At 37.4% G+C, this 11,877-nt stretch carries 14 protein-coding genes; 2 read left to right on the top strand and 12 right to left on the bottom strand.

What is annotated here, in order from left to right:
* Window positions 1-45: 45 nt before the first annotated feature.
* Complete coding sequence (locus NLW78_RS02260; protein ID WP_302328438.1) at window positions 46-1,212, bottom strand: MFS transporter; 1,167 nt, start codon at window positions 1,210-1,212, stop codon at window positions 46-48.
* Window positions 1,213-1,524: 312 nt separating this feature from the next.
* Here NLW78_RS02260 and NLW78_RS02255 point away from each other — a divergent pair, with 312 nt between their 5' ends.
* Complete coding sequence (locus NLW78_RS02255) at window positions 1,525-1,971, top strand: YndM family protein (RefSeq protein WP_254495033.1); 447 nt, start codon at window positions 1,525-1,527, stop codon at window positions 1,969-1,971.
* An 85-nt stretch (window positions 1,972-2,056) separates the two neighbouring features.
* On the opposite strand, the gene mobA is transcribed toward NLW78_RS02255, so the two are convergent.
* Together mobA and mobB are read right to left on the bottom strand one after the other, a co-directional pair.
* Window positions 2,057-2,623, bottom strand: a complete 567-nt coding sequence (gene mobA, locus NLW78_RS02250) for a molybdenum cofactor guanylyltransferase (RefSeq protein WP_254495022.1) — start codon at window positions 2,621-2,623, stop codon at window positions 2,057-2,059.
* Between the two features lie 49 nt (window positions 2,624-2,672).
* Window positions 2,673-3,173, bottom strand: coding sequence for a molybdopterin-guanine dinucleotide biosynthesis protein B (gene mobB, locus NLW78_RS02245; protein WP_254495020.1), 501 nt, complete (start codon window positions 3,171-3,173; stop codon window positions 2,673-2,675).
* A 67-nt stretch (window positions 3,174-3,240) separates the two neighbouring features.
* On the opposite strand from mobB, the gene moaC reads away from it, so the two are divergent.
* Window positions 3,241-3,744 carry a cyclic pyranopterin monophosphate synthase MoaC gene (gene moaC / locus NLW78_RS02240; protein WP_254495017.1) on the top strand — a complete coding sequence of 168 codons (504 nt, stop codon included), beginning with the start codon at window positions 3,241-3,243 and terminating at the stop codon, window positions 3,742-3,744.
* 22 nt (window positions 3,745-3,766) lie between these two features.
* Here moaC and modB read toward each other — a convergent pair whose 3' ends face one another.
* The 9 genes from modB to NLW78_RS02195 form a co-directional block, all read right to left on the bottom strand.
* Window positions 3,767-4,429, bottom strand: coding sequence for a molybdate ABC transporter permease subunit (modB, locus tag NLW78_RS02235; RefSeq protein ID WP_254495003.1), 663 nt, complete (start codon window positions 4,427-4,429; stop codon window positions 3,767-3,769).
* Entirely contained in the window at window positions 4,429-5,199 is a 771-nt protein-coding gene (gene modA, locus NLW78_RS02230; protein WP_254494971.1) for a molybdate ABC transporter substrate-binding protein, read from the bottom strand. Before modA ends, modB begins: the two co-directional genes overlap by 1 nt.
* A gap of 17 nt (window positions 5,200-5,216) precedes the next feature.
* Complete coding sequence (locus NLW78_RS02225) at window positions 5,217-5,726, bottom strand: MogA/MoaB family molybdenum cofactor biosynthesis protein (RefSeq protein ID WP_254494958.1); 510 nt, start codon at window positions 5,724-5,726, stop codon at window positions 5,217-5,219.
* Between the two features lie 21 nt (window positions 5,727-5,747).
* Window positions 5,748-5,981, bottom strand: a complete 234-nt coding sequence (moaD, locus tag NLW78_RS02220; RefSeq protein WP_254494955.1) for a molybdopterin converting factor subunit 1 — start codon at window positions 5,979-5,981, stop codon at window positions 5,748-5,750.
* Window positions 5,978-6,451: a molybdenum cofactor biosynthesis protein MoaE gene (locus NLW78_RS02215; protein ID WP_254494951.1), complete on the bottom strand. Its 474-nt coding sequence runs from the start codon at window positions 6,449-6,451 to the stop codon at window positions 5,978-5,980. Before NLW78_RS02215 ends, moaD begins: the two co-directional genes overlap by 4 nt.
* A 63-nt stretch (window positions 6,452-6,514) precedes the next feature.
* Complete coding sequence (locus tag NLW78_RS02210; protein ID WP_367617656.1) at window positions 6,515-7,765, bottom strand: molybdopterin molybdotransferase MoeA; 1,251 nt, start codon at window positions 7,763-7,765, stop codon at window positions 6,515-6,517.
* 18 nt (window positions 7,766-7,783) lie between these two features.
* On the bottom strand, window positions 7,784-8,794 hold the full coding sequence (locus NLW78_RS02205) for a MoeB/ThiF family adenylyltransferase (RefSeq protein WP_254494945.1): 1,011 nt from the start codon (window positions 8,792-8,794) through the stop codon (window positions 7,784-7,786).
* 186 nt (window positions 8,795-8,980) lie between these two features.
* Window positions 8,981-11,338, bottom strand: a complete 2,358-nt coding sequence (locus NLW78_RS02200) for an FdhF/YdeP family oxidoreductase (protein ID WP_254494943.1) — start codon at window positions 11,336-11,338, stop codon at window positions 8,981-8,983.
* Window positions 11,339-11,455: 117 nt separating this feature from the next.
* Window positions 11,456-11,815, bottom strand: a complete 360-nt coding sequence (locus NLW78_RS02195) for a Na-translocating system protein MpsC family protein (RefSeq protein WP_254494941.1) — start codon at window positions 11,813-11,815, stop codon at window positions 11,456-11,458.
* Between the last annotated feature and the right edge of the window lie 62 nt (window positions 11,816-11,877).

Here is an 11,877-nt window from a genome sequence, read left to right as displayed (position 1 = left end):
CAAAAAAATCACTACCCGAAGGTAGTGATTCCCTTTTAATTGAAGTTATAAATAGGCCTGTTCAGATTCATGGACCATTTCATTCTTCACTTTACTAATTGATAAAAGAATGAATGACATAATGATGCCAGCCAACGACATTAAGATAAACAAATATATAATGTTGATGTAATCATAAAGTAACCCGCCAAACCAGGGCCCTACAAAAAATGCTAAACTTCCCCCCATATTTACGAAGGAGAAATACGTAGTTTTATAGCCATCGTCTGGAAGTTTCGCTACAGATGCCTGGATTGTAGGTGCTAGAATAATTTCACCGACAGTCAGTAACGCAAAAGCTACAAACCAAGTATATTGGCTAGTTGTAGACCAAAAAAGGATTGGACCGATAAAATACATTGCCCCGCCAAATAATAAAAGGATATTTCTCGGTACTTTATCAGTAAATACAGCTGCAAATGGCTGTAAAATAATAACCATTAACATACTCATCGTCAGTAATTGTGCATATAACATAATCCCTTCTTCAAAGGAAGCATCGATATATTGCACAATGTTTGTATCCATTTGCGATTCAATAAAAAATAATAAAAAGAAACTACTAATTAATCCGAGTAACATTTTATCCGTAAACACTTTTTGGAAAACAGTCTTACTTATGAGATTACTCTCCCTCTTCTCCACTTTTTTCTTTTCATTTTGACTGAGGGTAATCATAGACAAGACCGCTAACACAAATAACGTAAACGAAAATATGTATAGGGGGACACGAATGCTTTCCACTGTGGCAATTTTGGCACCGATTAAAGGTCCTGTTACCCCTCCTAAGTTAAAGACCCAATAATTAATATTAAACGACTTGTTTACAAAATCTTTAGGAGAAAATAAAGTTATTAAACTTTGGTTTGTGGAATTGAATATACTCCATCCAATTCCAGATAAAACAGAAATCAAACATAATAAGAAATAACTCGTTGTTAGTCCATACAGTAACATTACTACACTTGAAACGAATAAAGAGATAATGTAAAACTTACGAACGCCATATACATCACTCAACCTTCCTCCTATAAAGCTAAAACAGAGTGATGATAAAGGAGTGAGGCCTAACAAAAAACCAACTTCTGTTGCAGATAAATGCAAATCATTTTTAAATAAAATTGCTAAAAATGGAATGATCATAAATTTAGCAACGGAAAGGATATAGTTCATCGTAAACATAAAAAGTAATTTTTTCGGTAGATTTGCTATATTTCTCAGGGAATATATAGTCTTTTGTAACCGTTTCAAGGTGAACACCCCTTTTTTCAGGAGACAATATTTAACATAATATATCATATTTTCTGATAACTTATAACTGCTATTCACATTTTCATGACTATTAGACTATTTTTAATCTATCGAAAATTGTCCTCTCTATATAAACTCTTTATTGCGCCGATTACTCATTTTTCTATAAATCATCACAAAATATGAATAGCTAATAACAAGTTGGAGATAGTAAAACAAAAAGGAGATGACCGCATGAGACATTTCATTGCACTTGCAATAAAATTCGTGTCCTCATTAGTGTTATTATGGTTCATTTTAGGAGGTCTTTATGGTTTAACATTTGGCAATATCTTCACTATTGCATTGGTTTTAGGTCTAGTCTCATACATCCTAGGAGATCTCATCATTTTACGTTTAACGAACAACACAGTTGCAACAATTGCTGATTTCGGATTAGCTTTACTTGTAATTTGGATTATGAGTGAGGCTTTAACCCCTATTGAAGGACTGTTTACACAATCACTTATTGCCGCCGCAGGATTAACAATCTTTGAATACTTCTTCCATAAGTACGTCCATAACAATGTATTGAAAAATACCGGTAACGGTGTGGACCAACCTACCGGAAACCTTCGTTATCAAGTTGAAAGTGCGGAGGAACTAACAGATATGCATCGACATGATGACGAAAATAAGTAATACGTAAAAAACGGGCTTTCTAAATTGAAAGTCCGTTTCGTTTACCCCATGGTCATTTTATGGTATCCGGAATGCAAATAATCCGTTACAAATCCTCTGGCCTATTAATATTCCGGAATGGTAATTCATTATTCAGTTGTATATACTTTACGCGGATGTGGTCAAATAGCTGTTGTAACGATAGTTTTTCATTTGTTAAATTTTCAGCAATTTGCTTGTGAACGGAATGATGATAACAGGCAATGAGAGGCTGCTGTTTCTCCCCGACAATCGGGACCACTGCATTAATGTTATCTTCAATATTATAAATTAGTTTCTCTATTACCCATTGTTCAATAAACGGAACGTCTACTGGTAGTACAATATACCATTCAGCAGAGACTTCCTCTATTGCAGAATAAATACCGGCTAAAGGGCCCTGTCCCTGAAATTTTGCTACGTCATTGATTACAGTAATTGAATCATCTTCAAACGAAAACTGATTATGAAATTCAGGTCGGGTTACAAATACAATAGAATGGCAATACGGGGCTAACGTGTTTATAGAATATTGGTAAAACGGAATCCCATTCCTTGTTGCAAATGCTTTTGGAGACCCAAAACGTCGAGACTCCCCGCCTGCAAGGACAATCCCGGTAATTTGATTTGGCATAATCATACCTCTCTCTTATTTATTACGAAAAGGATATAATAAGTTCGAATTACTGCGACAATAAATGTTCAGCAAGCCATTCCTTTATTTTTTCAGTATCAGTTGGTTTAAAAATAGGGCAATGATCATCTGTTTTATCTAATTGAATTGTTGTAATCACCGCTTCCACATTGGTTACTCGGTTTAATAAAGGTAGGTCCAGTTCATCTCTAATTAAGACGATTTTAGGAAAATCATATTCCTTAAATCCTTCTAATATAAGCAAATCAATATCCATCATACGATAAAATGCTAAAAGTTGATCCATGTTCCATGATTGTTGTTTAATGGATAACTGAAATGACCCATCTCCTTCAACACCTGTCATAACAGCTCCTGCCTGCGCATGCTTTGCGGTATCTGTATTTTCAACAAATTTGGGTATTCCGCCATGACCATGGTGTTTTAATGTTGCTACGTTTAAGCCTTTTTCGGTAAAATATGAAATCCACTCACTTATGTACGTAGTTTTTCCACTATTTTTATAACCAACAACTTGAAAAATTAACATGTAAACATCTCCTAGCAATGCTATTTATGGTAGGATGTAATTGAAGAACTTGAAAGGATGAATGATTTTGGGTAATTTCACACACTTCAATGATCAAGGTAGAGCAAAGATGGTTGATATAAGCGATAAAAAAGAAAGTGCTCGAAAAGCTATAGCACGTTCTAGCGTAATTATGAATAAGGACGTTTATGAAAACATCACTCTTCAAAAAAATAAAAAAGGGGATGTATTAGCTGTTTCTCAAGTAGCTGGAATTATGGGTGCTAAACAAACGTCTTCAGTTATCCCTATGTGTCACCCGATTCCGATTAGTGGCGTTGATCTTTCCTTTGAGTGGGCTTCCTTAGATGATAATCAATACGAGTTAATTATTGAAGCTGAAGTGAAGACGAAAGGAAGTACGGGTGTAGAAATGGAAGCTTTAACTGCTGCCTCTGTTACTGCTTTAACTGTATACGATATGTGTAAAGCTGTTGACAAAGGAATGATTATCGGACAAACGTACTTGCTTCAAAAAAGTGGTGGAAAGAATGGCGACTATATCCGTTTTAAAGAGGACACTGATTTATAATTCGGTGTCCTTTTTTGTTTATTTATTGTAACATTCCTTTTGTCCGATTAATGGAAAATAAAAGGAAAAAGGAAAACACAATACTTATGACAACATAATTCCAAGCAATCCCCGTATGACCGGTTTCTAGTGCAAGGTAAATGGCTGTTGGTATCGTTTGAGTACTACCAGGGATATTTCCAGCAAACATAAGTGTTGCACCAAATTCGCCAAACCCTCTCGTAAAACTTAAAATAACCCCGGTTATAAGTGAGCGAAGAGAGAGTGGAAGTGTAATCAATATTAGAAGCTTCCAGCTAGTAGCACCATCCACCTTCGCAGCACCGATCACATTCCGATCAACCGATAACATCCCCGTTTTTACGGATTGATACATTAATGGGAAAGCTACAACAGTAGCGGCAATAACTGCAGCTGTAGATGTAAATAGTACACTTCTACCAGTAACCCATTCTATCATGTTGCCGATTGGACTATTCTTTCCAAATACCATGATCAATAGAAATCCAATCACCGTAGGGGGTAGAACAAGTGGCAAGAAAATAACCGTTTCAACAAACGCCTTTCCTTTGAACCGTTTAGTAACCATAACATGAGCAATTATTACCCCACACAATAACGTAATAAAGGTAGCGATAGTAGCAACAATTAGAGATAATTGAACCGGGAACCATGACCATTCCATTATGATTCCCCCATTCTTCCATCCGTCTGAAAACCGTAATCTTTATACAGTTCCAAACTCTTATCATTTAGAGCGTATTCGTAGAATGTGTTCACAGCTTCTTCATTCCCGATATTGTTAGCTATTATTGCTAAGTAATATTCAATCGGTTCATGCATGCGGTAGTCAATTGTTTCCAGGATGTTCACATCGGATGGCGTCGCGTCACTATAATAAGCAATACCGACGTCAACTGCCCCTTTCTCCACAAGTGTGAGAACATGGGAAACATTTTTCGTGAAAACGATTCGATTTTCTACTAATTGATCCCACACTTCTAATGACTGTAACGCTTGTTTCGCATATGTTCCAGCAGGTACTGCTTCAGGGGAACCAATCGCTACTTTTCCGTCAGAAGAATGTAAAAAATCCGCAAAATTATTTACATCGACTTCTTTATTGTTGACGATGACCAACTGATTTTCAAAAATAAGCGTTCCATGATGAATATATTTTCCTTCCTCGAGCTGTTTATAATCGTCTTTGGATGCCAGAAAGAATAAGTCTACTGGTGCACCTTGTTCAATTTGCTTCCGCAAAGAACCTGTACCACCAAAGTTATACGTAATCGTAATATTTGGATGGTCTGCTTCAAACCTGTCTTTCAATTTCATTAAACTTTCTGTCATACTGGAAGCTGCCGACACTGTTATTTTCGTAGGCTTTTCATTAGTACAACCTGTAAGGAAAAGCAAGCTAAGTAATAGAAATACGTTTATGAAATTTTTCATTGTTATATCCTCAATTTTTATAAATCTTTATTTATCTCCATTACAATGTGACCTAGTTCTGGAGAAATCAACTTTTCCATAGCTAGTTTCACCGCCCCAGAAGAGCCAGGAATAGAAAAGACCGCCGTATTATTTGCAACACCAGCTATTGCTCTGGATAAAATACTCGCAGATCCGATATCAAGTTCATAACTTAAATACCGGAACAACTCCCCAAACCCTGGTAATTCTTTATCCAATATCGGTTCTACAGCTTCAATCGTTACATCCCTCTTCGCTATGCCGGTGCCACCATTTACAATAACACATTCAATGTCTGAATGAGTTATTGTCTCGTTCAAAGTTTGTACAATTTCACTTTTTTCATCGGGAATAATTTTATAAAAATGGACCTTATGATGATCCTTTTCCAAAAGCTCATGCAAAAGTTTACCACTTTTGTCTGTTTCTTTGTCTCTCGTGTCACTAACCGTTACTACTGCACATTTCACACTTCTAGGAGATTTTTTTCGATGCTGTTTTAACATAAACAATCCCCCTCCTCTACATTAACCACCACTTACAGGCGGGATTAATGCTACAATATCCCCGTTTTTCACCTTGTCTTCGTCAAGAGCATACTCTTCATTAATTGCAACCATCACTTGATCCATTTCTGATAACTGATAACGTTGTTGAAGTTCCCTTTTCAAATGACTAACAGTCATCCCATCTAGTTCTAATTCAACTTCATTGCTTCCTGCTTCTTCTTGTAAGTGAGCAAATAGTAACACCTTAATCATGATAATTCATCCTTTATGTTCGGTTTTCCTTCTGGATAAGGTACTTGCTCTAACTGGTCCCCAATCCACGTTTCTCCATCTTCCCAATGTTCTTTTTTCCAGATAGGTACAATTTGTTTTATTCTATTAATAGCGTATTCATTAGCCTCATAGGCCGCTTTACGATGTGGTGATGATACTGCAATCATGACAGCTGCATCCGAAATATCTAATCGACCGACACGATGAGTAATAGCAACTTTTGTGTTTGGCCACTTCGCTTGTATTTCATCACCAATTTTATTCAGCATTTTTACAGCCATAGGCTTATATGCTTCGTATTCTAAATATATCGTTCTTTTTCCTTTTGTCCATTCACGAACTGTTCCTATAAAAGTTGTAATAGCTCCAGCTTCTCTTCTTGTTACTTTTGCAACTAAGTCTTGGAGTTGAATTGGTTCCTCTACAATTTCAAAAAGCTCCTCTTTCACGAGTATGCTCCTTTCTTTTTCATCAACAGTTTCCACAACCCTAGGGTACTATAAAAGATTGACTTAATGACCTTCCTGATCCTCGAGCAGGATTGCTTTCACTTTCATCCCTTTTTCATATCCCCTTGTACCACTTGGTAAAACAATTAATACATTGGCCAATGCAAGTGATGTTACTGCACTTGACTTATCTAAGCCAGCAGGCGTAACAACTAGCTGACCATCCTCAAAGGTTACATGACCTCTTACAAATCGATCAAATGGGTTCGGTTTTGGAAAATTAGCCCCGAGCGTTGCTGTTTCTTTTCTCAAATAAGGATGTTTACATTGAAGATAGGTGCGAATGACAGGTCTTGTAAACAATTCAAATCCGACATAACATGCTGATGGATTGCCAGATAACCCAAACAAGAGTTTCCCATCTTTTTCAGCAACCGTGGTTACACTTCCCGGCCGCATTCCTACCTTATTAAATAATACTTTTGCTTCTAATTTTTCATATATAGCAGGTAAGTAATCATAATCACCAACAGAAACACCGCCTGTTGTAATAAGAAAATCGACCTCGTCCATCGCCTCTATTACTTGTTCATAGCATGTTTCGAAATCATCGCTAAATTGGCCGAAATAAACCGGTATTCCTCCTGCTCGTTCGATTTGCGCACAAACCATATAAGCATTACTATTGCGAATCTTTCCTGGTTGTAACGGTTCATCGATTTGAAGTAGTTCACTTCCAGTAGCAATTACACCAATCTTTGGCTTACGACTAACAGGTACTTGTTTATATCCAAACGTAGCTAGCAATGCAATAACTCCTGGGTTAATATAAGTTCCTTTTGGGGCAAGTACTGTCCCTTTTTTCGTATCTTCCCCTTTAAAGGAAATGTTATCGCCTGATGTAAATGATCGTTTTAGTTGAATATAATCTTTACCCTCTTTAGAGATTTCAGTTGTTAGTTCCAACATAACAACTGCGTCACAACCGTCGGGAATTTGGGCACCTGTCATAATTCGTACAGCTTGACCTGGTTGTACAGTTTCTGTAAAGACGCTTCCTGCCCCAATTTCGCCTACTACCTCTAATTCAATTGGATGGTTGCGTGATCCATGTTCTGTATCTCCAGCTCTAATAGCAAAGCCATCATAAGGTGAACGGTCAAAGGACGGCACATCATGATCCGCAATGAGATCTTCCCCTAAAAAGCGACCAAGTGCCTGTTCAATCGGGATATTATCTGTCTTTCCTGCGAAAGCAAATTCCATTACACGATTCAGTGCCTCTGTTACTTTAATAGGTTTTCTTCTTTCCACCATTACTTCCCCTCCTTCTTAACCAATAAGCTTATAATACACACTTTTCGCTTTTTCTATTGAGTTGGTCCCATGCACTAATGTTCGACCGTCTCTAAAAAACACCAATCGATAAGATTGATATTCTAAAGAAACTAAAAAGGAGTTATGTTTCGTCTGACCGAGATGTTTTAAGCGTTCTGCTAATTGATCTAAATTGAATTCCCGTCCTGCACGAATTTGGACCGTTTCTCTACCACATAATACTTCAGTTTTTGTTTGAGATTCGTATTGTAAATGAGGAAAGGTTGGTTCGATACCACATGTAGGACAGTTTTCTTTTTTTGCCCGATCTACTTTAATTGTTTGATAACGATTGTTCCAAAGATCAAATGTGACAAGACGAGAGCGTAATGCCTCGTAATCTTCTACAAGTAATTTTAGCGCCTCTGTCGTTTGGTGAGCTGCTACCATTTGAACAGCTGGGGAGATGATCCCAACAGAATCACATGTTGCTCCAGAAAGTGGTGCAGCATGTAATAAACAGTTTATGCATGGAGTATGGCCAGGGATAACTGTGTAACTCATTCCTGTACTACTCACGCATGATCCAAATATCCAAGGTATTTCGTTTTTTTGAAGCAGATCATTCATAATAAAGCGAATATCAAAATTATCTGTTGCATCAATTACTAAATCTATTTCGTGTAATAAAGGAAGAAGTGATTCTCCTGTCGCATCCATTACATGAGCATCAATTTCTACATCTGAATTGATATCACTTAATCTCCTTTTTGCAGCAACTGCTTTAGGGATTTGGTCCACTACATCCTGTTCCGCAAACAGTTGTTGCCTTTGTAAATTACTGAATTCCACGTAATCCCGGTCTATTATCGTTAGTTTTCCGACTCCAGCCCGAACGAGACTCTCAGCATTTGCCGTTCCGAGCGCACCAGAACCTATCACCATTACATGTTTTTTGCGTATTTTCTTTTGTCCTTCTTCACCAATCGACCGAAACAAAACTTGACGGGAATATCGATCCTTCACTTTTTTCCTCTTCCTTTCTCTTCGTAGGGAGGGATATCGCTCATTTTCTTATCGATAGAAAATTTATAGTCGGTTTACTGCTTCTCTCTATTTTATCGCTTTACATAAAGCGTAGCAACATCATAAGAGGAGCAGTGAAACCGACTATTTTACTATCTATATAGAATAAAAATGAAACGTACCAGCTTAATCCACAGCCATTTCTAAATCTTCAACTTTTTTCTCGTAATAATGAACATCCTTCTGTGCATTATATCGCTCGGCTTTTTCTACTTTAACCGCAACACTATATTGTGGAATTCCTGAAGGTCCATCGTAAATTCCCTTTGGAATTAGGAAGTTTCCTTCTGGGAAATGAAGACCAACATTTCCTCTCGCAATGTCTGCGAAATGAGCTTTTCCTTGGAATGTACCATGCTGATTATGAACAACAATTGGCTCTCCATTTACGATATCCAATTCTTTAGCGTCCTCTTCGTTCATTAACACATCATAACGACCAGCAGCGTTAAATGGATCTGTTTCTTTATATACCATTGAGTTAAACTGTTTTCCGCGTCGGGTTGTAATATAGAATGTACCCTCTGGCTTTTCAAGCTTTGGTATATCAATAGGAATTAAGTTTCCTCTACCATCTGGTGTTGGACACACTCCGCCTTCACATAACCATGCTCCACCCCACTGGAATACATCGCCTTGTTTCTTTAAATTTTGAATCCCATCATAATCTGGATTCGCTTTTGCAATCTCGTCACGAATTGCTTGACCATCTTTAAAATCGACAAGATGAGCCGTTTCAGGCTTTACTCGTTTAGCAAGGTCAATATAGATTTTCCACTCTGCACGAGCTTCTTCAACCTCTTGTTTATTCCCTTCAATCTCAGGAGAGAAGTAAACCATACGTTCAGTTGAAGTAGATGTACCTCCACCTTCTTGCTCATAACGAGTTTTAGCTGGAAGGACGATTACCGCTTCTTTCGCATCAACTAATGTTGAAGTGTTGAAAATAATATCTTGGTGTACGCGAATATCTAATTCTGATAACGCTTTTTCGATAAAGTCTGGGTTTGGCATTGTTTCTAGGAAGTTACCACCACTCATGTAGTAAAGTTTTAATTTTCTATCATGATCTTCTGGTAGAACTGCATTTTCAAGAGAGACACCGACGATATCACCTTGCCATTTTGGTAGTTCAAAGTTCCATAATTTCTCGATTCTATCAACATTGTTGTCATCCCAGCCTCCACCAGGTAGTACAAATGGGTCTGCTCCCATTTCTCCGCTTCCTTGCACGCTTGAGTGACCACGGAATGGCATAAGTCCATTATACTTACGACCTAAGTGACCACGAAGAAGTGCTAGGTTTGCCACTTGAGAAATATTGTCTGTTGCAAAAGAATGCATTGTTAATCCTAATGCCCATGCATATACTGCGTTTTTACTATTAGCGAGTAGTTCAGACAACTCTATAATTCTCTCTTTTGAGATACCAGAAGATTTTACAAGCTCGTCCCAAGATTGTTCTTGAACTTTCGCTTTTAGTTCCTCATAACCATTCACATGCTCTTGAACAAATGTATGGTTGATCGCAGAACCCTCTTCTTGTTCTTCCATTTCAAACCAATGTTTCATAACTCCGTGCATTAACGCAATGTCTCCACCAATATTTACTTGATAAAAGTCATCTGCAAGCTTCGTACCAAAAATGGCTGATTCTGTGTTAGATGGCACCCAGTATTTATCCATTGCCGGTTCTTTATATGGATTAATGACAATAATTTTCGTACCCTTTTTCTTTGCTGCTAGCATATATTTCGTAGAAACAGGTGAGCTGTTTGAAGCTACAGAACCCCAAAATACTAATACGTCACTGCCAATCCAGTCTTGATAGTTGGCACTACTAGCACCTATGCCTACTGAACGTTTTAGCGCTGTTTTAGATGGTGAATGACAAATTCTTGATGCATTATCAATATGATTTGTCCCTAAAAAGCGTGAAACCTTCGCAGCTACGTAATAAGATTCATTTGTAATTCCACGGGAAGTTAAATAGAATCCATACTGTTTAGGATCAAGTTTTTTCATTTTTTCAGCAATCATATCCATTGCTTCGTCCCAGCTAATGCGGGAAAACTTATTTTCACCTTTTCTACGAATTAAAGGATATGGAATTCGGCCTAATTGGCGTAGTTCCTTACTGCTATATTTCTTTAGCTCATCCACATCAGCATGAACAACTTCTTCCTTCATTGCTGGCATTGTACTAAGGCGTAATACATTCAAACGGGTTGTACAAATGTGAGGTCCCTTTAGTGTTTGATCTTGAAGTCCAGATACACCTAGGGCACAACCATCACAAACCCCTTTTGTAAGAATGTTTTTAGCATAATTTAGATTGTCTTTATTTTCCCACATGATCTTCATTGTATCTCTAATATGTTTCGGTTTTACCTTTCCTAATCCAAATGGAATTGGACTTACCCAATGCTCGGGTGCTGGTTTTTTTGATATTTTTATAGGGCCTTCATGTTGTGTTTTCCCCATTTTGTTCACTCCTTAATAATAAAATTTTCCAATAAAAAACCACCGCAATAAGTTTCCTTAGAAATTATCAACGGTGGTTGAGTCTTTAGCAGGATCGCTACCAAGTTCCAAACCTATTTATTTATTAAATTTTTCTTCTATGTTGTCATCAAAAACGAATATGGACATCCCAAAGTCACGATCAATATCAATGTCGACAAACAGATCTACAAACTTGCTACCTAAAAATTCTTCCATTTCTTCAGGAGGATGTTTTTGATACATATCTTTCACCATTTCGGTTCGTGCAGCCCTTAAGACTTGCTTACCTTCCTCAGCACTAGCGATAAACCTCTCAACCGGTGAAAGATTCCCCTCCATTTCACAAATAGCCCAATTTTTACAAAAGGTTGTTGTGATTTTGCTAGGACCTTTTCCCATATGCTTTTTCCTGAAGGAGCGTACAAGATTGCTAAACTCTGCTTCGTACTTATTCATCGTTCTCTCTCCTGCCTAGTCATACTTTGATACAGGTTGTATTTTACCATATTCTTTTGAAT

Source organism: Salirhabdus salicampi, assembly GCF_024259515.1.
Classification (GTDB): domain Bacteria; phylum Bacillota; class Bacilli; order Bacillales; family Alkalibacillaceae; genus Salirhabdus_A; species Salirhabdus_A salicampi.
The sequence above is the reverse complement of the archived record's forward strand: the minus strand, read 5'-3'. Positions and strand labels throughout refer to the sequence as shown.